At 69.4% G+C, this 23,829-nt stretch carries 21 protein-coding genes; 18 read left to right on the plus strand and 3 right to left on the minus strand.

The window, feature by feature from the left end; genetic code table 11:
• The first annotated feature begins 14 nt into the window (after positions 1–14).
• The 15 genes from ITJ66_RS19325 to dapF all read left to right on the plus strand — a co-directional run bounded on the left by ITJ66_RS19325 (position 15) and on the right by dapF (position 16,021).
• Positions 15–1,691, plus strand: a complete 1,677-nt coding sequence (locus ITJ66_RS19325) for a ribonuclease J (RefSeq protein ID WP_064294449.1) — start codon at positions 15–17, stop codon at positions 1,689–1,691.
• Between the two features lie 147 nt (positions 1,692–1,838).
• Positions 1,839–2,831: an efflux RND transporter periplasmic adaptor subunit gene (locus ITJ66_RS19330; RefSeq protein WP_124769515.1), complete on the plus strand. Its 993-nt coding sequence runs from the start codon at positions 1,839–1,841 to the stop codon at positions 2,829–2,831.
• The gene (locus ITJ66_RS19335; protein ID WP_191941351.1) at positions 2,828–3,532 is read left to right on the plus strand and encodes an ABC transporter ATP-binding protein; all 705 of its coding nucleotides are present in this window, start codon (positions 2,828–2,830) and stop codon (positions 3,530–3,532) included. The genes ITJ66_RS19330 and ITJ66_RS19335 overlap by 4 nt, the downstream gene beginning before the upstream one ends.
• The gene (locus tag ITJ66_RS19340; protein ID WP_194645622.1) at positions 3,525–4,763 is read left to right on the plus strand and encodes an ABC transporter permease; all 1,239 of its coding nucleotides are present in this window, start codon (positions 3,525–3,527) and stop codon (positions 4,761–4,763) included. The genes ITJ66_RS19335 and ITJ66_RS19340 overlap by 8 nt, the downstream gene beginning before the upstream one ends.
• A 58-nt stretch (positions 4,764–4,821) precedes the next feature.
• A complete protein-coding gene (locus tag ITJ66_RS19345; protein WP_086473880.1) occupies positions 4,822–5,313 on the plus strand; it encodes a GNAT family N-acetyltransferase in 492 nt (163 codons plus the stop codon).
• A 77-nt stretch (positions 5,314–5,390) separates the two neighbouring features.
• Entirely contained in the window at positions 5,391–8,285 is a 2,895-nt protein-coding gene (locus tag ITJ66_RS19350) for a DNA translocase FtsK (RefSeq protein WP_194645624.1), read from the plus strand.
• Between the two features lie 2 nt (positions 8,286–8,287).
• Positions 8,288–8,896 (plus strand): CDP-diacylglycerol--glycerol-3-phosphate 3-phosphatidyltransferase, encoded by a 609-nt coding sequence (pgsA, locus tag ITJ66_RS19355; RefSeq protein WP_137243233.1) that lies wholly within the window; start codon positions 8,288–8,290, stop codon positions 8,894–8,896.
• On the plus strand, positions 8,893–9,408 hold the full coding sequence (locus ITJ66_RS19360) for a CinA family protein (RefSeq protein WP_191941350.1): 516 nt from the start codon (positions 8,893–8,895) through the stop codon (positions 9,406–9,408). Before pgsA ends, ITJ66_RS19360 begins: the two co-directional genes overlap by 4 nt.
• 219 nt (positions 9,409–9,627) lie before the next feature.
• Complete coding sequence (locus ITJ66_RS19365) at positions 9,628–9,936, plus strand: helix-turn-helix domain-containing protein (RefSeq protein WP_056012120.1); 309 nt, start codon at positions 9,628–9,630, stop codon at positions 9,934–9,936.
• Positions 9,937–10,028: 92 nt separating this feature from the next.
• Positions 10,029–10,253: a DUF3046 domain-containing protein gene (locus ITJ66_RS19370; RefSeq protein WP_079707086.1), complete on the plus strand. Its 225-nt coding sequence runs from the start codon at positions 10,029–10,031 to the stop codon at positions 10,251–10,253.
• Between the two features lie 281 nt (positions 10,254–10,534).
• Positions 10,535–11,677 carry a recombinase RecA gene (gene recA / locus ITJ66_RS19375; protein ID WP_194645626.1) on the plus strand — a complete coding sequence of 381 codons (1,143 nt, stop codon included), beginning with the start codon at positions 10,535–10,537 and terminating at the stop codon, positions 11,675–11,677.
• 26 nt (positions 11,678–11,703) lie between these two features.
• Positions 11,704–12,582: a regulatory protein RecX gene (locus tag ITJ66_RS19380; protein WP_191941349.1), complete on the plus strand. Its 879-nt coding sequence runs from the start codon at positions 11,704–11,706 to the stop codon at positions 12,580–12,582.
• 35 nt (positions 12,583–12,617) lie between these two features.
• Positions 12,618–14,219, plus strand: coding sequence for a tRNA (N6-isopentenyl adenosine(37)-C2)-methylthiotransferase MiaB (miaB, locus tag ITJ66_RS19385; protein ID WP_191941348.1), 1,602 nt, complete (start codon positions 12,618–12,620; stop codon positions 14,217–14,219).
• Positions 14,216–15,130, plus strand: coding sequence for a tRNA (adenosine(37)-N6)-dimethylallyltransferase MiaA (gene miaA / locus ITJ66_RS19390; protein WP_194645628.1), 915 nt, complete (start codon positions 14,216–14,218; stop codon positions 15,128–15,130). The genes miaB and miaA overlap by 4 nt, the downstream gene beginning before the upstream one ends.
• A 9-nt stretch (positions 15,131–15,139) precedes the next feature.
• A complete protein-coding gene (dapF, locus tag ITJ66_RS19395; RefSeq protein ID WP_194645630.1) occupies positions 15,140–16,021 on the plus strand; it encodes a diaminopimelate epimerase in 882 nt (293 codons plus the stop codon).
• Between the two features lie 5 nt (positions 16,022–16,026).
• Here dapF and ITJ66_RS19400 read toward each other — a convergent pair whose 3' ends face one another.
• Complete coding sequence (locus ITJ66_RS19400; RefSeq protein ID WP_194645632.1) at positions 16,027–16,650, minus strand: class I SAM-dependent methyltransferase; 624 nt, start codon at positions 16,648–16,650, stop codon at positions 16,027–16,029.
• A gap of 41 nt (positions 16,651–16,691) precedes the next feature.
• Here ITJ66_RS19400 and hflX point away from each other — a divergent pair, with 41 nt between their 5' ends.
• A complete protein-coding gene (hflX, locus tag ITJ66_RS19405) occupies positions 16,692–18,296 on the plus strand; it encodes a GTPase HflX (protein ID WP_228498742.1) in 1,605 nt (534 codons plus the stop codon).
• A gap of 20 nt (positions 18,297–18,316) precedes the next feature.
• On the opposite strand, the gene ITJ66_RS19410 is transcribed toward hflX, so the two are convergent.
• Positions 18,317–19,231 carry a hypothetical protein gene (locus ITJ66_RS19410; protein ID WP_194645634.1) on the minus strand — a complete coding sequence of 305 codons (915 nt, stop codon included), beginning with the start codon at positions 19,229–19,231 and terminating at the stop codon, positions 18,317–18,319.
• 236 nt (positions 19,232–19,467) lie between these two features.
• On the opposite strand from ITJ66_RS19410, the gene ITJ66_RS19415 reads away from it, so the two are divergent.
• Positions 19,468–20,466, plus strand: a complete 999-nt coding sequence (locus tag ITJ66_RS19415) for a methylenetetrahydrofolate reductase (RefSeq protein WP_228501991.1) — start codon at positions 19,468–19,470, stop codon at positions 20,464–20,466.
• Positions 20,463–22,790, plus strand: coding sequence for a 5-methyltetrahydropteroyltriglutamate--homocysteine S-methyltransferase (gene metE / locus ITJ66_RS19420; RefSeq protein WP_194645636.1), 2,328 nt, complete (start codon positions 20,463–20,465; stop codon positions 22,788–22,790). The genes ITJ66_RS19415 and metE overlap by 4 nt, the downstream gene beginning before the upstream one ends.
• A gap of 84 nt (positions 22,791–22,874) precedes the next feature.
• On the opposite strand, the gene lexA is transcribed toward metE, so the two are convergent.
• Positions 22,875–23,573 (minus strand): transcriptional repressor LexA, encoded by a 699-nt coding sequence (lexA, locus tag ITJ66_RS19425; protein ID WP_071262299.1) that lies wholly within the window; start codon positions 23,571–23,573, stop codon positions 22,875–22,877.
• Between the last annotated feature and the right edge of the window lie 256 nt (positions 23,574–23,829).

Below are 23,829 nucleotides of genomic sequence, written 5' to 3' on the forward strand. Positions count from 1 at the left end.
CAGAGGGGGGCTACATGCCCAATACCATCATCGATCCGCCAGTCCTCGAGCCGGGGACGCTCCGCGTCATCCCCATCGGAGGACTCGGCGAGATCGGCAGGAACATGACCTGCTTCGAGATCGACGGCAAGATCCTGATCGTCGACTGCGGCGTGCTCTTCCCCGAAGAGCACCAGCCGGGCGTCGACCTGATCCTGCCCGACTTCACCTCCATCAAGGACCGGCTCGACGACATCGTCGGGGTCGTGCTCACGCACGGTCACGAGGACCACATCGGCGCCGTGCCGTACCTCCTGAAGCTCCGCAAAGACATCCCGCTGATCGGTTCCGGCCTGACGCTCGCGCTCATCGAGGCGAAGCTCAAGGAGCACCGCATCGTCCCCTACACCCTGCCGGTGAAGGAGGGCCAGATCGAGGCGCTGGGGCCGTTCGACCTCGAGTTCGTCGCGGTCAACCACTCGATCCCGGACGCGCTTGCGGTGTTCATCGACACCGACGCCGGCACCGTCCTCGTGACCGGTGACTTCAAGATGGACCAGCTGCCGCTCGACGGCCGCCTGACGGACCTCCGCGCCTTCGCCCGCCTCGGTGAAGAAGGCGTCGACCTCTTCCTCGTCGACTCGACGAACGCCGACGTGCCGGGATTCACGCCGCTCGAGCGGTCCATCGGGCCGGTCCTCGACCAGGTCATCGCGAAGTCCGAGCGCCGCGTCATCGTCGCGAGCTTCTCGAGTCACGTGCACCGCGTCCAGCAGGTCCTCGACGCGGCTCACGCCCACGGCCGCCGCGTTGCGTTCCTCGGTCGTTCCATGGTGCGCAACATGGGTATCGCAGCCGACCTCGGGTACCTGAACGTCCCCGAGGGCCTGCTCATCGACTACAAGAAGGCGAAGGACCTCCCCGAGGACAAGATCGTCTACATGTCGACCGGGTCACAGGGCGAGCCGATGGCCGTCCTCAGTCGGATGGCGAACCTCGACCACGCGATCGAGCCGGGCCCGGGCGACACCGTCATCCTCGCCTCGAGCCTCATCCCGGGCAACGAGAACGCGGTCTACCGCGTCATCGACGGCTTGACGAAGCTCGGCGCCACCGTCGTCCACAAGGGCAACGCGAAGGTCCACGTCTCCGGTCACGCGGCCGCCGGTGAGCTGCTCTACTGCTACAACATCCTCCAGCCGAAGAACGTGCTCCCGGTCCACGGCGAGTACCGTCACCTCGTTGCGAACCAGAAGCTCGCGATCGACAGCGGTGTCCCGGCGCAGAACACCTTCATCGGCGAGGACGGCATCGTCATCGACCTGAAGGACGGCGTCGCGAAGGTCGTCGGCCAGCTCGACGTCGGGCTCGTCTACGTCGACGGCTCGACCGTCGGCGAGATCACCGACGCCGACCTCAAGGACCGTCGCATCCTGGCGGAGGAGGGCTTCATCTCGGTCATCGTCGTCGTCGACTCGAAGACCGGACACATCATCTCCGGCCCCGAGGTGCACGCGAAGGGCTTCGCCGAGGACGACAAGGTCTTCGCCGACATCAAGCCGAAGGTCGCCAAGGCACTCGCCGAGGCGGCGGAGAACGGCGTCCGAGACACGCACGCGCTGTCGCAGGTGATCCGTCGGACCGTCGGCCGCTGGGTCAACACGTCCTTCCGCCGCCGCCCGATGATCGTCCCGCTCGTCATCGAGGCCTGATCACCGGTCGGGTCCGCTCGGTCCCACCCGCCAGGAGGCGGTCGAACATCATTCGCGAGGGTGATGTCCGGCCGCCTTCCGCGTTGCTACCTTGGAATCCCCTATGGCCGCTCGTCACTCCGACTGCGGTGGATTCCGGAGGTCGGCGTGGGCATTGTCCGCACCTGGGTGTTCCCCATTCTGAAACTGCTCGTCTTCGCCGCGATCGCGGTGGCGCTCGTGAAGGTCGCGTTCTTCCCGGACGCACCACAGGAGGAGGGGCCGACGCAGCCGACGGGGAGCCTCGTGGAACCACAGGTCCAGGCCGCGCTCGGCACCGTGGTCAACACCGTCTCGGTGGAGGGCCAGGTCGTCGCCGACCCGGCCAGCACGGCGAAGTCGACCGTCGCCGGCACCGTCGACGAGGTGTTCGCCGCCAAGGGGGCCGTCCTCGCGGAGGGTGATCCCATCCTCGACGTCAAGACGATCGACGAGGAGGGCAAGGAGCGGTACGTGCAGGTGACCGCGCCGGTCGCGGGCACCCTCGGCAACGTCAAGCTCATCCACGGGCAGTCGGTGCAGATCGGCGACGCGGTGGCGCAGGTGTCGCCGGCCACGTTCTCCATCACCGGGGCGTTGAGCGCCGACAAGCAGTACCGTCTGCTCACCATCCCCGGCGAGGCGACGGTCACCATCAACGGCGGCCCGGCCCCGTTCGTCTGTCCGGCGGTGCGCGTCACGACGCCGTCGAGTGGTGGCGACGAGGAGGAGCCGACGACGGGCGGTGGATCCGGGCAGACACCCGGTGCCGGCGGAACCGCCGTCACCTGCGCGGTGCCCGGTGACGTCCGGGTCTTCGCCGGACTCGCCGCGACGATCGAACTCGCGGGCGGCGTCGCCGAGAACGTCCTCGTGCTCCCGACGACCGCGGTCAAGGGTTCTGCCGGGACCGGGACCGTCTGGGTCGTCGGCGCCGACGGTGCGCAGGAGGAACGGCCGGTCACGCTGGGACTGAACGACGGGCAGCAGGTGCAGATCGTCGACGGTGTCGCCGAAGGCGACTCGGTGCTCCAGTTCGTCCCTGGAGCCGTCGCACCCGCGCCCGAAGGCTGCACCACGCTTCCGGACGGCAGCATGGCTTGCGACGGGTCGGTCGGGTGACGCTCCTCGAACTCCGCGGGATCACCAGGGTCGTCCAGATCCCCGATGCGCCGCCGCTGACGATCCTCGACGGCGTCGACCTCGAGGTGCACGAGGGCGATCGCGTCTCCATCGTCGGTCGGTCGGGTTCGGGCAAGTCGACGCTCCTGAACCTGCTCGGCCTGCTCGACAAGCCGACCTCCGGATCGCTCGTCTTCGACGGCCGGCCGGCGGAGCGTCTCGGGTCCGGTGCGCGCGACCGCCTGCGCGGAGCCCAGATCGGCTTCGTCTTCCAGCAGTTCAACCTCCTGCCGGGCCGGACCGCGCTCGAGAACGTCACGACGCCGCTCCTCTACGCGAGCGGACGCTCGTTCTGGCGTCGCCGTGAGATCGCCGCCGCGATGCTCGAACGCGTCGGACTCGGCGACCGCCTCGACGCGATGCCGACGAAACTGTCCGGCGGCGAGCAGCAGCGCGTCGCCATCGCACGGTCGCTTGTCCGCGGGCCACGGCTCATCCTCGCGGACGAGCCGACCGGCGCTCTCGACGTCGAGACCGGCACCTCCGTCATGTCCCTGCTCGACGAGGTGGCGAGCTCCACGGGCGCCGCCCTCGTGACGATCACCCACGACCGGGCGATCGCCCGACTCGCGACGACCCACCACCGTCTCGACCACGGCGTGCTCACCCCCGATCACGAACTGGAGGCCGCGGATGTCTAGGATCCTGACCTCGATCGTCGGAGCGGTCGTCGAGGCCGCCCAGGAGCTGCGGATCCATCGTGGCCGGGTCATCCTGTCGCTCATCGGCGTCGGCGTCGCGGTGTGCGCCCTCACGAGCATGGTCGGCATGTCGTCGCTCGCGGCGCAGGCCCAGACCGAGTCGCAGGAACGCTACGGTGGCCGACCCGCCACGCTCATGGCATCGGCCTACGGCACCGGAACGGAGCAACCCGACCCGGAGACCTACATCACGGCGGTGCACGACCTCGCCGAGCGGTACGGCATCGGGTACGTCTCGCAATCCGGCAGCACCCAGCTCAACGTGCAGTTCGCCGATGGGACGGTTGCGGTACCGGCGACCGTCGTCGATGTCCCGTACGGCGAGATGCACCGCATCAGACTCGACGAGGGCACCTGGTTCCAGGAGGACGACGGCGACCGCCTCGCACCCGCGATCGTCGTGAACCCGGCGTTCTGGCAGCGCCTCGGGTCGCCGCCCATCGAGGCGCACCCGACGGTCACGGTCCACGGTGAACACCCGGTCACGGCCGTGATCGTCGGGGTGTACGCGAGCAACGAGTGGGACACCGAACCGCAGCTGTCGATCCTGCCAGCGGGGACGGCGCTCGTCGGTCCGGTGGCCGGCGCCGAGGAGGGCATGGGCCAGCCCGGTCAGCTGCCGCAGTTCGAGTTCTGGGTCCCGAACGCGGACGCCGAAGCCTTCACCCAGCGGATCCAGTCCGACCTGCGTGCCGAACTCGGTGACGCGTACAGCGTCGACGTGTTCCGCAACGATTTCGGCCAGACGGGGGAGGACCCGCTCCTGTCGTTGAAGCTCGTGGTCGGTGCCGTCGCCGGACTCATCCTCCTGCTCGGGGCCCTCGGGCTGATCAACCTCTCGCTCGTCACCGTCCGCCAGCGGATCCGCGAGATCGGGATCCGACGCAGTTTCGGGGCGACCGCGCCGCGGGTGTTCTTCGCCGTGATGATGGAGAGTGTCGTCGCCACCTTCGTCGCCGGGGTCATCGGTGTCATGCTCGCCGTCGCCGTCGTGAAGAGTCCGATCGTCGAGCAGTTCATCGGTCAGGGGCTCGTGACGGACTTCCCGCCGTTCCCCATCGAGGCGGCGGTCCTCGGGCTGGTCAGCGCCACGGCCGTCGGGGCGATCGCCGGGCTCCTCCCGGCGCTCGTCGCCGTCCGCGTGAAGGTGATCGACGCCATCCGGTACTGAGCGCCAGCGACCCCTCACGCGTCATCTGCTCGAAACACCGTTGGCGTACCATCCGTCCATGGCGGTCTACTCGATCCGCGAAGCCGCGGTGGCTGATGTGCGCGTCCTCACCGACATGATGGTCGAGGCGGCGAACTGGAACGCCGTCGCGCCGCGTCCCCGGTCCGCCGTCCTCGCCGATGCGCAGCACACCCGGTATGTGCACGGCTGGCGTCGACCCGGCGACGCCGGGGTCGTCGCCGTCGGGCAGGACGGAGCGCCCGTCGGCGCGTGCTGGTATCGACTCTTCCCGTCCGATGCACCCGGCTTCGGCTATGTGGCGGGCGGGGTCCCCGAACTCATCCTCGGGGTCAGCCCGATCCACCGCGCCCAGGGCGTCGGACGGCAGTTGCTCCGTTCGACCGTGCAGCTCGCCAGAGCAGCCGGGTACCAGCGCATCAGCCTGAGCGTGGAGCGGGCGAACCACGCCGTCTCGCTGTACCGCACCGAGGGGTTCGCGACCGTGGACCGGCGGGGGACCCGCGACACGATGGTCCTGAATCTGCGCTGACCGCCCGGCGGATCGCGGATCGTGGACACCCCGCCAGCTTGCCGGGCTGCGTCGGTGGCGACGAGTACCGTGAACGCATGGCCGCACGTTCCAACTCGACCAGCCGTTCGCGCAGCGCTTCCTCGCCGAGTGGCGCTTCGTCGCGCACCACGAGCACGAAGACGAACACCAAGCCCGGCCCCAAGGCGGGCGCGTCGACGACGAAGCAGCAGAAGACCGTCGCCTATCCGGCCGCCGAGGAGCAGCGCAGTGTGCTGACCTCGATGTGGCTCGGTCTCGCGCACGGCGTCGGTGGAGCGGTCCGCGCCCTCGGTCCCGAGCGCATCGCCAAGGAGGACCGTCGCGACGGCTTCCCCTTCCTGCTCTTCCTCCTGGCCGTCGTCGGTGCCGTCGTCGAGTGGTTCGGCGCGGCCGACCCGGTCGCTCAGACCTTTGACGCCTGGTCGTTCGGTGGCCTCTTCGGCCGACTCGCCTTCGTGCTCCCGGTCATCATGATCGTCTTCGCGGTCTGGCTGTTCCGGCACCCGGCCTCGGTCGACGACAACGGTCGCATCAGCATCGGCCTCGGTCTGCTCCTGATCAGCATCTCGGCGCTCTGTCACATCCACGGTGGCCAGCCGAACCCGAGTCAGGGCCTGCCCGCGTTGGCGCAGGCCGGCGGTCTCCTCGGGTGGATCCTCGGCGCTCCGCTCGCCGCGATCATCACCCCGATCGGCGCGACCGTCCTCATCTCGCTCCTGATCCTCCTCAGTCTCTTCATCGTGACCAAGACGCCGCCGAACCGCGTCGGTGCCCGCGTGCGGCAGTTCTCCACCTGGATGTTCGGCGAGCAGCCGGAGGCACCAGAGGGAGAGCCCGCAGAGCCGAAGAGTGCGCGGACGAAGCGACTCGACGACCTCGACGAGGAACCCGACGAGCCGGCGGCCCTGCCGTGGTGGCGTCGCAACACGAGCCGACGCGAGGACGACCCGACGTTCGAGGACCCGCTCATGGGCGACAACATGACCGAGCTCCTCGGCCTCGAGAAGCCGTCCGGCGGATTCGACTCGCCGCTCGAACCGGTGGCCGCGCCTGCCGCGTCGCCGAAAGCCGCGCCGGTGCACGACGCCTTCGGCTCCGAGCTCCTCGGCGACCTCGAAGCGGCGGAGAGCGCCGTCAAGCGGTTCAACACGGGCGAGATCAAGCCGCAGACGGGTCTGCACGACGACAGCATCCCCGGCGCGACCGAGGTCATCGAAGACCTCGATCCGGCGCTCCTCGGCGCACCCGACCAGATCGACTTCTCGGCGCGCCCGATGGCGCAGCAGGGCCAGGACGACACGCCGTACCGTCTCCCGTCCGCAGGGACGCTGGCGGCGGGGGAGCCCGCGAAGACCCACAGTGCGGCCAACGACGAAGCGGTCGCCGCGATCACGAGCGTCCTCGACCAGTTCGGCGTCGACGCGAAGGTCACCGGCTTCTCCCGCGGCCCGACCGTGACGCAGTACGAGATCGAGCTCGGCCCAGGCGTCAAGGTCGAGCGCGTCACGGCGCTCAGCAAGAACCTCTCCTACGCCGTGGCGTCCAACGAGGTCCGCATCCTCTCGCCCATCCCGGGGAAGAGCGCCATCGGTATCGAGATCCCGAACACCGACCGCGAGATCGTCACCCTCGGCGACATCCTGCGCTCGACGGCGGCCACGAACAGCAACCACCCGATGACGATCGGTGTCGGCAAGGACGTCGGCGGCGGCTACGTCGTCGCGAACCTCGCGAAGATGCCGCACCTCCTGGTCGCCGGGTCCACCGGCTCCGGCAAGTCGGTCTTCGTGAACTCCATGATCACCTCGTTGCTCATGCGCGCGAAGCCGAGCGAGGTGCGCATGGTCCTCATCGACCCCAAGCGCGTCGAGCTCGCGCCGTACGCGGGCGTCCCGCACCTCATCACGCCCATCATCACGAACCCGAAGAAGGCGGCGGAAGCGCTGCAATGGGTCGTGAAGGAGATGGACATGCGGTACGACGACCTCGCGAGCTTCGGGTACCGGCACATCGACGACTTCAACAAGGCCGTCGTGGCCAACGAGATCGTCCTCCCCGCGGGCAGCGAACGCGTGCTGAAGCCCTACCCGTACCTGTTGGTCGTCGTCGACGAGCTCGCCGACCTGATGATGGTCGCCCCCCGCGACGTCGAGGACTCCATCGTCCGCATCACGCAGCTGGCCCGTGCGTCCGGTATCCACCTCGTCCTCGCGACGCAGCGTCCGTCGGTCGACGTCGTCACCGGCCTCATCAAGGCGAACGTCCCCTCGCGCCTCGCCTTCGCCGTGACGAGCGTCACCGACTCGCGGGTCATCCTCGACCAGCCGGGCGCCGACAAGCTCATCGGTCAGGGCGACGCCCTGTTCCTGCCGATGGGTGCGAACAAGTCCATCCGCGTGCAGGGTGCATGGGTCGGCGAGAACGAGATCCAGCGGGTCGTGGAACACGTCACGAACCAGGCGCGGCCGGAGTACCGGAAGGACGTCCAGGCCGTCGCGGAGCGCAAGGAGATCGACGCGGACATCGGCGACGACCTCGAACTCCTGCTCGCCGCAGCGGAGCTCGTGGTGTCGACGCAGTTCGGATCGACGTCGATGCTGCAGCGGAAGCTCCGGGTCGGTTTCGCGAAGGCTGGCCGGCTCATGGACCTCATGGAGTCCCGCGAGATCGTCGGCCCGTCCGAGGGCTCGAAGGCCCGCGACGTCCTCGTCACCGCCGAGCAGCTGCCGGGGGTCCTGGCCCGTCTGCGCGGCGAGGACGATGGTTCGGCCGCTCCGGCCCCCGCAGCGGCGGCCTCGGCAGCCGCCGTGGCCGCCCCGGTCGTCGGTGCCGCCGGCGGCGTCGAGCCCGACCGCTACGGTGCGGACCCGGTCGAGGCCCAGTTCCAGGACTATCCTGAGGTCGAGGGCGGTTCTGACGAAGACGCCTGGAGTCTCACCGGTCGGGAGTAGACATGACGGCATCGAACGCGTCGGCTGCTGCGCCGCGCATCTCGAACTGGAACCTCCCGAACGCGATCACCGTCGCGAGGATCGTGCTCGCGCCCGTGTTCATGTGGATGCTGCTGGCGGACGACGGATCCGACGGCGCACTGCGGTGGTGGGCGGCCCTGCTCTTCGTCGTCGCGATCGCGAGCGATGGCATCGACGGGCACATCGCCCGCAGTCGCAACCTCGTGACGGACCTCGGCAAGATCCTCGACCCGATCGCCGACAAGGTGCTGACGGGCGGAGCGCTCGTCGCGTTGTCGATCCTCGGCGAACTGCCGTGGTGGGTCACGATCGTCGTGCTCGTGCGCGAGATCGGCATCACCGTCCACCGCTTCATCGTGATCTCCGACCATGTCGTCGCCGCCGCGTGGATGGGGAAACTCAAGACTCTCGCACAGGCCGTCGCGATCTCACTCGCCCTCGCGCCGTTCTGGGTGCTCCTCGGTGACTGGGTGCTCTGGGTGAACGGGGTCTTCATGACCATCGCCGTGCTCCTGACCATCGCGAGCGGCATCGACTACGTCGTCACCGCCGTCCGGGGGTCGCGCGCCGACCGGCAGGTCAAGCGATGACGTCCGATGCCGTCGAGTCGGCCGATGCCGGTGCCGCCTCGGCGGTCCACGCCCTCATCAACGCCCGGTTGACGATCGGTGTCGCGGAGTCCCTGACCGGCGGGCTGCTGGCCGCGGCGCTCATCAGCGTTCCCGGTGCGTCCGCCACGGTTCGAGGCGGTGTGGTCGCCTACGACACCCGCCTGAAGCACTCGTTGCTCGGAGTCGACGCCGGCCTCCTCGCGCTCCATGGCGCCGTGCACCCGGAGGTGGCCCTCCAGATGGCCGACGGCGTGCGCCGTGCCCTGGCGATCGACGGGCTTCCGGCAGACGTCGGTATCGCGACGACCGGCGTCGCCGGGCCTGACCCGCAGGACGGCCAGGCCGTCGGGGCGGTCTTCGTCGGGATCGTGACGCGAGCGGGTGGACGGGTGGTGCCGCTCACCCTGGACGGAGGCCGTCAGGAGATCCGACACCGGACCGTCGAGCTGGCGTTGGAAGCCCTCGTGCGCGAACTCGGCGCACTCGAGTGAACGCCGACTCCGATCGGCGGAATACCGTCCGTTTCCATCGCGTTACAGATGACGTATTCACAAGAAAAGCCCAGTGATCCTGGTTACTGTTCGGCATACGGTGGTTGTAATGTTGGCCATCCACGAACGAGACGGCGATCAGCTGGGACGACGTGAATCCGCGTTGCAGAAGCAGAGCGCTGTACGACACGAGGTCGTAGAGCACAGAGGGAGGGTCACGTGGTTCTAGTCCGTCAAGAGATCGGCGACGTGCTGAGGGACTTTCGGTTGCAGAAGGGTCGCACGCTGCGCCAGGTGGCGAGCAAGGCGAGCGTCGCACTCGGATACCTGAGCGAGGTCGAACGAGGCCAGAAGGAGGCATCGAGCGAGATCCTCGCATCGGTGGCCGACGCCCTCGACACCCCCATCTCCGTCATCATGCGAGAGGTCGGAGACCGCCTCGCGGTCATCGAGGGTCTCTCCCCGAACATCCCGGACACCGTTCCGGACGAACTGGTCAACGAGCTGGACGAACTCGTCTCCCGCTGATCGAGCGAGCACGGCAGCAGAACGCCCCGGGATCCCTCTCCCGGGGCGTTTCCGCGTCCGGACGGACGACGGAGGAAGGGACAGGAGCAGGAATGAAGCTGAGTGAGTTCAGGACGGCCGTCGCCGACGAGTTCGGCGCGGCCTACGGAGCGGTACTCACCGGTGACCTCGGACTCACCGAGTTCGGCTCGAAGACCGCCGAGGAGGCGTTGCGCGCCGGTGTCCCGCCCCGCGACGTCTGGATCGCGCTCTGCACCGCGACCGACGTGCCGGACGAGCGACGCCACGGCGTCGGACGACTGCAGCCGGGCGCGTAGCGCGTCCAGGGCCACGGGCGAAGCGGTCTTCGACACGCCGCCCGATCGGTATCGAACATCCGTTCTAGTGGTGCTAGTGTCCTCCACAGGATCATTCGTGAGTGCGTTCTGCACGGATCGGGCCGTCCGCCGGTGTATGTCGGTGGTGGCGCGTACCGTCGGAGACATCAGGAACGACCGACGCCTTGTCGCCCTCGGGCCCCGACCTTCAGCAGAAGCGGGTCCCGGAACACGCGGCGACAGCCTATAGGCACCCGACACCGAGCAGAGAGAAGCACACCATGCCAAGTCCAGCTGAACGCGAGAAGTCCCTCGAAACCGCACTCGCCCAGATCGACCGTCAGTTCGGCAAGGGCTCGGTGATGCGCCTCGGTAGCGACGAGCGCGCACCGGTCGAGGTCGTCTCCACCGGCTCGATCGCCCTCGACGTCGCACTCGGCATCGGAGGGCTCCCGCGTGGCCGCATCGTCGAGATCTACGGGCCTGAGTCCTCGGGTAAGACGACGCTCACGCTCCATGCCATCGCGAACGCCCAGCGTGCCGGGGGCATCGCCGCCTTCATCGACGCGGAGCACGCACTCGACCCCGAGTACGCCAAGAAGCTCGGCGTCGACATCGACTCGCTGCTCGTCTCCCAGCCCGACACTGGTGAGCAGGCGCTCGAGATCGCCGACATGCTCGTGCGCTCGGGTTCCATCGACCTCATCGTGATCGACTCCGTCGCGGCGCTCGTGCCCCGCGCCGAGATCGAGGGCGACATGGGTGACTCGCACGTCGGTCTGCAGGCCCGCCTCATGTCGCAGGCGCTGCGCAAGCTGACCGGTGGCCTGAACCAGACGAACACGACGATGATCTTCATCAACCAGCTGCGCGAGAAGATCGGTGTGATGTTCGGCAGCCCCGAGACGACCGCCGGTGGTAAGGCCCTGAAGTTCTACGCCTCGGTCCGCCTCGACATCCGACGCATCGAGACGCTGAAGGACGGCACGGAGGCCGTGGGTAACCGCACGCGCGTGAAGGTCGTCAAGAACAAGATGGCTCCGCCCTTCCGGCAGGCCGAGTTCGACATCCTGTACGGCGTGGGCATCTCGCGCGAGGGGTCGTTGATCGACTTCGGTGTCGAGCACGCCATCGTCAAGAAGGCCGGCGCCTGGTACACCTACGAAGGCGACCAGCTCGGTCAGGGCAAGGAGAACGCCCGGAACTTCCTGCTGAAGAACCCGGACATCGCCGCTGAGATCGAGCGCCGGATCCTCGGCAAGCTCGGTGTCGGGGCCGAGGGTGCCGCCACCAAGAAGGCCGCGGATGCCGCCGCAGCCGAGGTCGCTGCTGCCGAGGCCGCCGCGCTCGAGGCGGCGACCGGTGGAGCCCCGCAGCTCGCAACCGCCGGCGCACCGAAGTCCGCCGCGAAGCGCAGCGCGTAGCGCGCGCCCCGAACAGCGAGGTCACCATGGTCGTCTCCTTCCCTCCCGCCGGTCCGGCCGACGAGTCGTCGGAGCACGTGGCCCCCGTGACCTCGCTGTTCGGTCGCCGTCCGGCGCCAGATGCCGCTGCCGAGCCCGACGGTTGGTTCGTCGGGCAGCCCGACGAGGCTCCGGTCGTGGCCGCGCCCGTCGCGCGTCCCGTCGCTCCGTTGCGGCGGACGTCCACCGAGCGCGCCGAGACGATGACCACCCCGCCGGGCGACGCATCGAGCGATGCCCCCGCGGCGACGAGCCCGACGACACCACCCGCGCCCGCCCCGCGGACGCTCGCCTGGACCTCGGCCGTCCAGGCGCCGGAAGACGACGACGCAGACGACCGCGCCGAAGCCGATGAGGTCGAGGCTCCGGTCGATCCGGAGGTCCGGCTGGCCGAACTCGACCTGCTCGCGGTGCGACGACTCGCTCGCCGCGGGTGCTCCGAGTGGGAGATCGCGGAACTCCTCCGCGGCCACGACGCCGCACCCGACGAGGTCGAGCACGTCCTCGCCGAGCTCCGCCGACGCGGCTATCTCGACGACGCCGAACTCGCGCGTCAGCTCGTCGAGAGCCTGCACACCCGCAAGGGGCAGTCCCGTGCGGTGATCGGCCGCGAACTCTCCTCGCGACGCATCGACGCCTCGATCGTCTCCGAGGCCCTCGAAGCCATCGACGACGACGACGAGCTCCGACGAGCGCTCGTCGTCGCCGAGAAGCGCGCCGGTCAACTGCGCTCCCTCGATCAGGCGACGGCCGAGCGACGTCTGTCGGCCTATCTCGCGAGACGCGGATACGGCTCGGCGATCATCCGTGAGGCGTGCTCGCGCGCCCTGTCGGGGTCGAAGCGTTCCGGCGTGAGTTTCCGCTGACCGGAGGCATCTCAGGCCGCGCGTAGACTGCCGGTATGAGCAGCATCGTCGAGACGCCCACGGTCATCAGCGCCTCACCCGCCGCGATCGACGAGTCAGGTCGGCAGCGGAGCTATGAGGTCCGCACCTACGGGTGCCAGATGAACGTGCACGACTCCGAGCGGCTCAGCGGGTCGCTCGAGGCAGCCGGTTACGTCAAGGCGGACGGCGAGCAGGCCGACATCGTGGTCATCAACACCTGCGCGGTCCGCGAGAACGCCGACAACAAGCTGTACGGCAACCTCGGCCACCTGGCATCGATCAAGAAGCAGCGCAGCGGCATGCAGATCGCCGTCGGCGGTTGTCTGGCGCAGAAGGACAAAGAGGTCATCCTCCAGAAGGCCCCGTGGGTGGACGTCGTCTTCGGGACGCACAACATGGGCTCACTGCCGTCGCTGCTGGAGCGGGCCCGGCACAACGACGAGGCCCAGCTGGAGATCCTGGAGTCGCTCGACACCTTCCCCTCGACCCTCCCGACCAAACGCGATTCCAGCTACAGCGGTTGGGTCTCGATCTCCGTCGGGTGCAACAACACGTGCACCTTCTGCATCGTGCCGTCGCTCCGTGGCAAGGAGAAGGACCGTCGTCCGGGCGAGATCCTCGGTGAGCTGCGCGCGCTCGTCGAGGACGGCGCCATCGAGGTGACGCTGCTCGGGCAGAACGTGAACTCCTACGGTGTCGAGTTCGGGGATCGTCAGGCGTTCGGCAAACTCCTGCGGGCGGCCGGCACGATCGAGGGCCTGGAGCGCGTCCGGTTCACGAGCCCGCACCCGGCCGCCTTCACCGACGATGTGATCGACGCGATGGCCGAGACGCCGAATGTGATGCCGCAACTGCACATGCCGCTGCAATCGGGTTCCGACCGCATCCTCAAGGCGATGCGTCGCTCCTACCGGTCCGAGCGCTTCCTCGGGATCCTCGACCGGGTTCGTGCCAGAATCCCGCACGCGGCCATCTCGACCGACATCATCGTCGGGTTCCCCGGCGAGACGGAGGAGGACTTCCAGGAGACGCTCCGCGTGGTCGAGGCCGCTCGGTTCGCCAGCGCCTTCACCTTCCAGTACTCGATCCGAGCGGGTACACCGGCGGCCACCATGCCCGATCAGGTCCCGAAGGCCGTCGTGCAGGAGCGGTACGAGCGACTCATCGCGTTGCAGGACCGCATCAGTCTCGAGGAGAACCAGCGCCAGGTGGGCCGGCAGGTCGAGTTGCTCGTCGCGGTCGGCGAGGGTCGCAAGAACGACACCACGCATCGACTGAGCGGGCGGGCCGAGGACTCCCGGCTCGTCCACTTCGAGGTGCCGGCGGGCTCCGAGGTGCCGCGACCGGGCGACGTCGTGACCGTGACCATCACCGAGGCGGCGTCGTTCCACCTCATCGCCGACGCACCGGGCGGTGAGCCACTGCGGGTCCGTCGGACGCGTGCCGGAGACGCCTGGGATCGAGCTCAGGCCGATTCCTGCGGTGTGCCGACGACGACGGGTGCTGCGGAGCCAGGCCGCGTCTCCCTCGGCTTGCCGGGCCTGCGCATCGGGGCAACGACCGTCGGCGTGACCACGTCTCCCATCTACGACCCGAGCGACGGCGAACGTCGGTGACCGGCTTCCTCGCGGTCGTCGGAGCGACCGGGACGGGGAAGTCCGCACTGTCGCTCGAGCTGGCGACCGCTCTCCGCGAGGCGGGGCGTCCAGCCGAGATCGTCAACGCCGATGCCATGCAGTTCTATCGCGGCATGGACATCGGGACCGCGAAGCTGCCCATGGAGGAGCGGCGCGGGATCCCGCACCACCTCTTCGACGTCCTGGACGTCACGCAGGAGGCGTCCGTCGCCTGGTACCAGCCGACGGCCCGTGCCGTGATCGACGAGCTCACCGCGCGTGGGGTGACGCCGATCCTCGTCGGCGGTTCCGGGCTGTACGTCTCGAGCGTCATCCACGACTTCCGGTTCCCGCCGAGAGACCGCGCCCTGCGCGAGCGCCTGGAACGGGAACTCGAGGAGGAGGGGCTCCCGGCGCTCATCGAGCGGCTCCGCCTGGCGGATCCCACGACCGCCGACCGCATCGATGCGGCGAACGCCCGTCGGGTCGTGCGCGCACTCGAAGTCCACGAGTTGGCCGAGCGCGGCCACGGTGCAGCGCTTCCGGAACGCCCCGTCCCGTGGCGGCCGGTCGAGGTCATCGGGGTCTCGACACCGCGAGAGGTCCTCGTCGAGCGCCTCGACCGGCGCGTCGAGATGATGTGGGACGCGGGACTCGTCGCGGAGACGGCCGAGCTGCTCGGCCACGGCCTCGAGCAGGGTGTGACCGCCGGCCGTGCGATCGGCTACGCGCAGGCGGTGGCGCAACTGCGGTCGGAGCTCACCGAAGCGGAGGCGATCGCCGAGACCCAGCGCCTGACGAGGCGGTACGCGCGCCGTCAGGTCAGCTGGTTCAAGCGCTATCCGGCGATTACCTGGGTGGAGGGCGGCAGCGCCGAGGCGAGTGAGCTGGCCCGCCGAGTGCGCCCGTAGACTGGTCGGATGGCGTCGACACTCTCCTTCACGAAGGGCCACGGCACGGGCAACGACTTCGTGCTCTTCTCCGATCCTGACGGCCAGGAGGCCCTCGATCCGGGCCAGATCGCGGCGCTCTGCGACCGGCACTTCGGGATCGGTGCTGACGGCGTCATCCGCGCCGTCCGGTCCGCGCACCTCGATGCCGGGGCGGCCGTGCTCGCTGAAGACCCTGCCGCGGAGTGGTTCATGGACTACCACAACGCCGACGGTTCGGTCGCGGAGATGTGCGGCAACGGCATCCGGGTGTTCCTGCACTACCTGCTCGAGAGCGGGCTCGTGGAGCTGGCCCCCGGCGAACAGCTCGCCATCGGCACGCGCGCCGGCGTCCGGATGGTCGGCTACGACCCGCTCGGCTACGTCGTCGACCTCGGCCGCTGGAGCCTCGACGAGCGGGAGACGCTCGTCCGGGTGAAGGGGCTGCCCGTGGCACGCCCGGGGATCGGGATCGACGTCGGCAACCCGCACATCGTCGTCGCGGTCGCCGACGCCGCCGAACTCGACGGAGCGGAACTGGAGTACGTCCCACAGCTCGACCCCGCACCGCCGCACGGTGCCAACGTCGAGTTGGTCGTCCCGGGTGAGCCGCTCATCGCCGACGGCGTGGCCCGGATCCGCATGCGCGTCCACGAGCGCGGGAGCGGTGAGACCCTGAGCTGTGGCACCGGGACGGCTGCCGCGGCGCTCGCGTTCCGCCACTGGGCGGGCGCGGCGGCTCCGAACGACTGGCGCGTCGAGGTGCCGGGCGGGGTGCTCGGGGTGCGCATGGTTCCCGGCGCAGATGGCGAGCACGTGGTGCTGGCCGGTCCGGCGACGCTCGTCTACTCCGGGACGATCACCCTGGCCTGAGCCGGTCAGGCCGAACGGAGCTCCCGGCGCCGGGCGTGCAGGACGCGGAAGCCCTTGGCCATGGCCGCACGTCCGACGTGGAACGACGTCGGCAGCTGCTCCTGCAACCACTTCTGCAGTGAGTCCGAGCCGAGGTTCTTCTGCACGACGAGCCAGGCGTCACCCTCGTCCTCGAGCCGCGGCAACCAGTGCATGAGCATGCGGTGCAGTTCGTCCTTACCGACGCGGATCGGCGGGTTCGACCAGATGGTCACGAAGCGGACCGTGTCGGGGACGTCGTCGGGGAGGACGGCACGGATGTTGACGAGTCCGAGGCGTTCCGCGTTGATCCGGGTCAGGTCGAGCGCGCGTTCGTTCACGTCGACCGCCCAGACGGTCGCGTCCGGCGACGCGAGCCCGAGCGACAGGGCGATCGGACCCCAGCCGCAGCCGATGTCGAGGAGGTCGCCCGTCGGCGGGGGAGGAGGGGTGTTCGCGAGCAGCACCTGGGTGCCCTGATCGAGGTGACCCGGACTGAAGACGCCGCCCGCCGAGACGAGCGAACGGTCGACGCCGCCGAGGCGTGCGGTGATCGGTTTGAGCTGCAACTCGCTCGCGGGTTCGGCGGTGAAGTAGTGCTCGTTCGACATACAGGAACGGTACCGGACCAGGAGGAAGTAGGGTTAACGCGATGCCTAGACCACCGATGGACGCACCCCAGGACCACGCAGACGACACCGATGTCGATGTCGAGGCGGTGGTGGACGACGCCTCGGTCACCGATCCCGACGACGTCGTCGCACGTGTGCTCACGAGTGCCGCGTCCCGATCGAGCGGGTACACCCTGTTCGGCAGTGGTGCCGCGGCGTTGCAGACCGGCGATGCCTCGGGCGGCAGCTCCGACGACGGCGAGCAGTACGACCGCGAGGACCGACAGGCCCTCCGTCGCGTCGCCGGGCTCTCGACGGAGCTCGAGGACGTCACCGAGGTCGAGTACCGGCAGCTCCGGCTGGAGAACGTCGTTATCATCGGCGTCTACCCGCAGGGTGCGCTCCACGACGCGGAGAACTCCCTCCGCGAACTCGCAGCGCTCGCGGAGACCGCCGGCGCCGTCGTCCTCGACGGGCTCCTGCAGCGCAAACCGCACCCCGACCCGAGCACGTATCTCGGTCGAGGCAAGGCCCAGGAGCTGAAGTCCATCGTCCAGGCGCTCGGCGCCGACACGGTGATCGCCGACACGGAGCTCGCACCCAGCCAGCGTCGCGCCCTCGAGGACGCGGTCGGCGTGAAGGTCATCGACCGCACGGCGGTCATCCTCGACATCTTCAGCCAGCACGCGAAGAGCCGAGAGGGCAAGGCGCAGGTCGAGCTCGCCCAACTCGAGTACCTCCTGCCCCGCCTCCGAGGCTGGGGTGAGTCCATGAGCCGTCAGGCCGGTGGCCAGGTCGGTGGTGCCGGTGCCGGTATGGGGTCGAGGGGCCCCGGTGAGACGAAGATCGAACTCGACCGACGCCGCATCCACACCCGGATGGCGAAACTGCGCAAGTCGATCACGGCGATGAAGCCTGCGCGCGAGGCCAAGCGGGCCAACCGTCGCCGTAACACGGTGCCGTCGGTCGCGATCGCGGGGTACACGAACGCCGGGAAGTCCAGCCTGCTGAACCGCATCACGAAGGCCGGCGTCCTGGTTGAGAACTCGCTCTTCGCGACGCTCGACGCGACGGTCCGCCGCAACGTGACCTCCGACGGACGCGAGTACACCCTGGCCGACACGGTCGGCTTCGTGCGCAACCTGCCGCACCAGCTGGTCGAGGCCTTCCGCTCGACGCTCGAGGAGGTCGCCGACAGCGACGTCATCGTGCACGTCGTCGATGCCGCCCACCCCGATCCTGCCGGCCAGATCGCCACCGTGCGCGATGTCATCGGTGAGGTCGGAGCTCGGCACATCCCCGAGCTGGTCGTGTTTAACAAGGCCGACCTCGTGGACGACGGCCAGCTGCTCGTGCTCCGCGGTCTCGTCCCGGACGCCGTCTTCGTGTCGGCCCGCACCGGTCTCGGGATCGACGAGCTCATGGAGCGCATCGAGACGCTGATCCCGTCGCCGAGCAACGAGGTCCACGTCATCGTGCCCTTCGACCGCGGAGACCTGGTCACACTGCTGCACGAACGCGGCAAGGTGCTGTCGACGGACTACGACGAGCGTGGCACGATCGTGCACGCCCTGGTCGGTGCCGAGCTCGCCGCCGCCCTCGCGCCGTTCGCCGAGGTCGTCCCGGCACCCGCCGTGGCCGGCTGACCGGACCCCCCACCGACTCCTCACGCGCAGCGCGCGCGGACGGCATCCTTGAGCGCCTCCGCCGTGTCGGCGTCGAGCGGCAGGGTCATGACGGCCTCCGGCCCGTTGCCGATCCGCACGACGAGTGGGAAGAGGGTCCCCACCTTGTCCTCCGCCAGGGCGTGCGGGTCGCACCGGGTCGGCACGATCCGCAGTTCGATGGACTGCGGACCGTCGGCGGCGTCGACGGTCCGGCTGAGCGGCCAGTCCTGGGGTGGGTCACCGCCGCCGTCCGTCGGCGCCGGTCGCAGCAGGACCGTCGAGCGCAGCGCGACGAGCTCCAGCCGACCCGGAGCGCCGGTCGGCACGGCCGTGATCGTCAGGACGGCGACCGTCGTGGCTCCGGCACCCTCGAGGCGGATCCCGGGAGCTGCGGCCACCTCGGCGATGCGTTGCACGGCCGCCAGGGTGCACGTCGAGGCACGGATCGGCTGCAGCGCGTTCGTCGGATCGGGGAGGTCGGCGGCGGACAGGACCGCGCCGTCGTCGAGTCGGAGCAGGAGATCGACCTGCGCGTCCTCGTCGCGTGCGTCGCAGTCGATCGGGGGCAGCTCGACGGCGAGGTCCGTGGTCTGTCCAGCGCGGATCGTCGAGGAGCGGTCCCGGACGGTCGGCGCGGTGAACGCCGACCCCGCCAGCTCGAGTCCGACGATCGTGATGTCGTGGTCGCCGCCGTTGCCGACCCGGACGATCGCGGCGTCGCTCGCGGACTGGTCCCGGTTCTGACGGAACTCGACGACGAGGTCCTCCGCTGAGGCTGCACGTGTCGCCGTCGGCGCGGACGAACCGGCGGCCGTGCACCCGGACAGGGCGATCACCACCGCCACGCAGGACGCGATGACGCGCGAACCGAGTACTCGGCGCTCGGCGCCCCGGTGCCTGGTGCCCGCGGTCATGGCATCAGCGTAGGACCAGAGCGCCGCCGGGGGAATGTGTCGCAGGATGACGCTGTCGGACAGATGTCCGTCGCGCGGATCGTCGGGCGTTGCTATCGTCGTGCGCATCGTAACCGCCCTCACCGGCGGAATCGGAGCGACAGCCGAGCCCGGCACCCGCCCACGACACACCAGCGGAACCGCTGCGTGCTGCGTGGTCGCCGGCTCTCGATCCGCTGCCACCGAGACGAGACCCCATGACCATGACGGAGCCCGCCTGTCCCGGGCGTACCCCCTTCTCCTTCGAGCTGTACCCGCCCAAGACGCTCGACGGCGGCGTCGCGCTCGCACGGACGGTCGAGCACCTGGCCGCCGCCGGCCCGGAGTTCATCTCGGTCACCTTCGGCGCCGGCGGTTCCTCGCGAACGGCGAGCCTGGACGTGCTGCGGAGCATCCGGACGTCGACCTCGGTGGACCCGATGGCCCATCTCACCTGCGTCGGTTCGACGCACGCGCAGGCCAGCCGACTCATCAAGGACTTCCTCGATGCCGGGGTGCACAGTTTCCTCGCGCTCCGCGGCGACCCGCCTGCCGGAGCCGTCGAGGGGGACGCCTTCCTCGGTGATCTGGGGAGTGCCGCGGAACTCGTGCAGCTCATCGGCCGGGTCAGTGCCGAGCACGAGCCCTACGCCGAGGGGTCGCTGGTCGGCCTCCCGGGCGCGGTGCAGCTCGGGCGACGCCATCGGCCGCGGATCGCGGTCGCCGCGTTCCCCAACGGCCACCCGCGCTCGCGGTCGACGACGCAGGACCTCGACACCCTGTTGGCCAAGCAGGCGGCTGGGGCGACGCTCGCCATCACCCAGCTCTTCTTCCACGCCGACGACTACCTCGCCTTCGCCGAACGCGCGAGACGTCACGGCGTCACCATGCCCATCCTGCCGGGCGTGATGCCCATCACGAGTCCGGCGCGGTTGCGTCGAGTGCTCGAGCTCAGCGGCGAGGCGCTCCCGAGCGACCTGGCCATCGCGCTCGAGGTCGAGCCGGACGAAGCGGGACGGATCGACATCGGCACCGACTACTCCGCGAGGCTCATCCGCGACGTCGTCGCGGGCGGCGCGCCGGGCGTCCACCTCTACGCCTTCAACCAGCATCGGACGGTGCTCGACGTGTTGCACCGTGCCGGCATCCCCGTGCAAGGCGGCCGACCGGTCCGTCATCCCATCCCCGATCCACTCACCAGCAAGGACGCACGATGAACCCCACTTCCGCATTCCCCGTCGGCACCATCCTCGGCTACCCGCGCATCGGGCCGAACCGGGAGTTGAAGCGCGCCGTCGAGTCCTTCTGGGCCGGCCGGATCGACGCCGAGGCGCTCGAGCGGACGGCCTCCGAGCTGCGCGCCGCCACGCGTGCCCGCCTCGCGGGGCTCGGCCTCGACCCGACGAACGCCGCGATCCCCGAGAGCTTCTCGTTCTACGACCAGGTCCTGGACGCAGCGCTCACCGTCGGCGCCGTCCCGGAGCGCTTCTCGTCGCTCGTCGGGGCCGACGGTCGGGTCGACCTCGTCGGGGCGTTCACGATCGCTCGTGGCGCCGGCGACCTCGCCCCGCTCGAGATGACGAAGTGGTTCGACTCGAACTACCACTACCTCGTCCCGGAGATCGGCGAGTCGACGCCGTTCGCGCTCTCCGACGACCGAGTGGTCGAGCAGTTCCGCGAGGGCCTCGCCGAGGGGTACGTGACGCGGCCGGTCATCGTGGGCCCCGTGACGTTCCTGCTGCTGTCCAAGGCGGCCGAGGGGGCCTCAGCGGGATTCGCCCCGATCGACCGACTGGAAGCGTTGCTGCCCGTCTACGCGGAACTCCTCCAGCGCCTGGCCGCTGCCGGCGCGCCCTGGGTGCAGCTCGACGAACCCGCACTGGTGTCGGAGACGTTCGACGTGCCGAGGTCGACGGTCCTCGCGGCGCTCGAACGATCGACGGCCGTCCTGTCCGCCGTGTCCGACCGTCCGTCGATCTTCGTCGCGGCTCCCTACGGCGCCTTGGGCGATGCCCTCCCGGTGCTGGCCGACTCGGGGGTCGAGGCTGTCGGTGTCGACCTCGTCCGAGGAGGCCTGCCGGACTCGTCTCCCGGACTCGCGTCGAAGACCGTCGTCGCGGGAGTGATCGATGGCCACAACGTGTGGCGCGGCGACCTGGCCGCCGCGGCCGATCTCCTGGAGCGCGCGGCGGACCGTTTCCCGCAGCTCGCGGTGTCCACCTCGACGTCCCTCCTGCACGTCCCGCACGACGTGTCGGTGGAGACGAAGCTCGACCCACGTTTGCGGAGCTGGCTCGCCTTCGCCGACCAGAAGGTGGATCAGATCGCGGTCCTCGCACGTGGTCTCACCCAAGGGCGTGCGTCCATCGCGGCCGAGCTCACCGCAGCGTCGGCCGCGCTCGACGATCGGCTCGCCGCGCCGGGGGTGGTCGATGCCGCCATCCGCGCACGGACGGCAGCGCTCGCACCAGCGGACTTCACCCGAGACGACTACCAGGAGCGCGCCACGGCGCAGGAGCAGGCGCTCGGCCTGCCGTTCCTCCCGACGACGACGATCGGCTCCTTCCCGCAGACCGGCGACATCCGTCGCGCCCGCGCGCAGCGGGTCGCCGGGACGCTCGACGAGGAGGCCTACGTCGCGACGATGCGCGCGGAGATCGGGCGCGTCGTGGCGCTGCAGGAGGACCTCGGGATCGACGTCGTCGTCCACGGCGAGCCTGAGCGCAACGACATGGTCCAGTACTTCGCCGAGCACCTCGACGGGTTCGCCGTGACGGAGCACGGGTGGGTGCAGTCCTACGGTTCGCGATGCACCCGTCCGTCGATCCTGTGGGGTGACGTCTCGCGACCGGCGCCGATCACGGTCGAGTGGTCGGCCTACACGCAGTCGTTGACCACCAAGCCGGTGAAGGGCATGCTCACGGGCCCGGTGACGATCCTCGCCTGGTCGTTCGTGCGCGACGACCAACCGCTCGCCGAGACGGCGAACCAGGTCGCCCTCGCCCTGCGTGACGAGATCGCCGACCTGGAGCGGGCCGGCATCCGCATCATCCAGGTCGACGAACCCGCACTCCGCGAACTGCTCCCGCTCCGGCGGGCGGACCAGGGGCGGTACCTCGACTGGTCGGTGGGCTCCTTCCGGCTGGCGACCGCGGGCGTGCGGGCCGAGACGCAGATCCACACCCACCTCTGCTACTCCGAGTTCGGCGTGGTGATCGACGCGATCCGACGACTGGACGCCGATGTGACGAGCATCGAGGCGGCACGGTCTCGGATGGAGGTCGTGTCCGACATCCGGGCGAGTGGTTTCGACCACGGCATCGGCCCGGGCGTCTACGACATCCACTCGCCTCGGGTGCCGAGCGTCGCGGAGGTGACCGCGTTGCTCGAGATCGCGCTGGAGGGGATCCCGCAGCGACAGGTCTGGGTGAACCCGGACTGCGGACTCAAGACGCGAGGGTACGAGGAGACGGTCGCCTCCCTCGCCAACATCGTCGAGGCCACGCGTGTGGTCCGCGCACGGGTCGGTGCGACCGGCTGACGTCGTCGGTCCGGCACGGACGAAGGCCGGGACGATCCACGGATCGTCCCGGCCCTCGTCGGTGTCGCGGAGTGGTCCGGTCGGTCAGACCGTCCGGAGCACGGCGACGACCTTGCCGAGGACCTCGGCGTGGTCGCCGAGGATCGGTTCGAAGGCCGAGTTCCGGGGGAGCAGCCAGGTGTGACCGTCGCGCTGGCGGAACACCTTCACGGTCGCCTCCTCGTCGAGCATCGCCGCGACGATCTCGCCGTTCTCGGCGGTTTTCTGCTCGCGGATGACGACCCAGTCGCCGTCGCAGATCGCGGCGTCGACCATCGAGTCGCCGACGACCTTCAGCATGAACAGACTGCCCTTGCCGACCAGCTGACGCGGCAGGGGGAAGATCTCCTCGACCTGCTGCTCGGCCGTGATCGGGATGCCGGCGGCGATGCGACCGACGAGCGGGACCATGGCGGCGTCGCCGACCGGGGGAGCGGAGTCGGGATCGCTGCCCTCGACGGCGCTCGGCAGGTCGATGAGCACCTCGATGGCGCGGGGACGGTTGGGATCGCGTCGGAGGTATCCGCTGAGTTCGAGCTGTCCGAGTTGGTGCGTGACACTCGACAGGGAGGCGAGCCCGACGGCGTCGCCGATCTCGCGCATGCTCGGCGGATATCCGCGCTGAGAGACCGAGCGCTGGATGACGTCGAGGATCGCCAGCTGCTTGTCGCTCAGGCTCTTCCGTCGCCGGGTGCCGCCGATCTGGCGCTCCCGGGCTCCGTCGCCCGCCGTGTTCGCTGCCATCTTCGCTCCTGCCCTGATCGGCTGTCGGTGACCGATGTCGGTGGGTGGTGGTGTACTGCTTCCAACACTCGAAACTGTATCCGCACCAGCTCGTCCAGACAAACATCTGTTCGAGCGTGTCGCCGATCCCGCGCGTCTCAGGTACGAAGACAGGGTTGAGTATTCGAACAATCGAAGATATATTCGGAACACAGGTTCGTATCCGGCACTCCTGGTCGAGTGTCGGGTACGAGTCCTCATCACATGATGAGCACAC

The organism is Plantibacter sp. VKM Ac-2885, from assembly GCF_015351205.1.
Lineage (GTDB): Bacteria > Actinomycetota > Actinomycetes > Actinomycetales > Microbacteriaceae > Plantibacter > Plantibacter auratus.

What these genes read in the sequence shown, in the direction of transcription:
- ITJ66_RS19350 (WP_194645624.1), top strand. Translation starts at nt 5,391, where the DNA reads ATGGCCGCACGTTCCAACTCGACCAGCCGTTCGCGCAGCGCTTCCTCG.
- metE (WP_194645636.1), top strand. Translation starts at nt 20,463, where the DNA reads ATGAACCCCACTTCCGCATTCCCCGTCGGCACCATCCTCGGCTACCCG.
- dapF (WP_194645630.1), top strand. Translation starts at nt 15,140, where the DNA reads ATGGCGTCGACACTCTCCTTCACGAAGGGCCACGGCACGGGCAACGAC.
- ITJ66_RS19345 (WP_086473880.1), top strand. Translation starts at nt 4,822, where the DNA reads ATGGCGGTCTACTCGATCCGCGAAGCCGCGGTGGCTGATGTGCGCGTC.
- ITJ66_RS19410 (WP_194645634.1), bottom strand. Translation starts at nt 19,231, where the DNA reads ATGACCGCGGGCACCAGGCACCGGGGCGCCGAGCGCCGAGTACTCGGT.
- ITJ66_RS19370 (WP_079707086.1), top strand. Translation starts at nt 10,029, where the DNA reads ATGAAGCTGAGTGAGTTCAGGACGGCCGTCGCCGACGAGTTCGGCGCG.
- ITJ66_RS19380 (WP_191941349.1), top strand. Translation starts at nt 11,704, where the DNA reads ATGGTCGTCTCCTTCCCTCCCGCCGGTCCGGCCGACGAGTCGTCGGAG.
- ITJ66_RS19400 (WP_194645632.1), bottom strand. Translation starts at nt 16,650, where the DNA reads ATGTCGAACGAGCACTACTTCACCGCCGAACCCGCGAGCGAGTTGCAG.
- ITJ66_RS19325 (WP_064294449.1), top strand. Translation starts at nt 15, where the DNA reads ATGCCCAATACCATCATCGATCCGCCAGTCCTCGAGCCGGGGACGCTC.
- pgsA (WP_137243233.1), top strand. Translation starts at nt 8,288, where the DNA reads ATGACGGCATCGAACGCGTCGGCTGCTGCGCCGCGCATCTCGAACTGG.
- ITJ66_RS19340 (WP_194645622.1), top strand. Translation starts at nt 3,525, where the DNA reads ATGTCTAGGATCCTGACCTCGATCGTCGGAGCGGTCGTCGAGGCCGCC.
- recA (WP_194645626.1), top strand. Translation starts at nt 10,535, where the DNA reads ATGCCAAGTCCAGCTGAACGCGAGAAGTCCCTCGAAACCGCACTCGCC.
- hflX (WP_228498742.1), top strand. Translation starts at nt 16,692, where the DNA reads ATGCCTAGACCACCGATGGACGCACCCCAGGACCACGCAGACGACACC.
- ITJ66_RS19415 (WP_228501991.1), top strand. Translation starts at nt 19,468, where the DNA reads ATGACCATGACGGAGCCCGCCTGTCCCGGGCGTACCCCCTTCTCCTTC.
- ITJ66_RS19360 (WP_191941350.1), top strand. Translation starts at nt 8,893, where the DNA reads ATGACGTCCGATGCCGTCGAGTCGGCCGATGCCGGTGCCGCCTCGGCG.
- lexA (WP_071262299.1), bottom strand. Translation starts at nt 23,573, where the DNA reads ATGGCAGCGAACACGGCGGGCGACGGAGCCCGGGAGCGCCAGATCGGC.
- miaB (WP_191941348.1), top strand. Translation starts at nt 12,618, where the DNA reads ATGAGCAGCATCGTCGAGACGCCCACGGTCATCAGCGCCTCACCCGCC.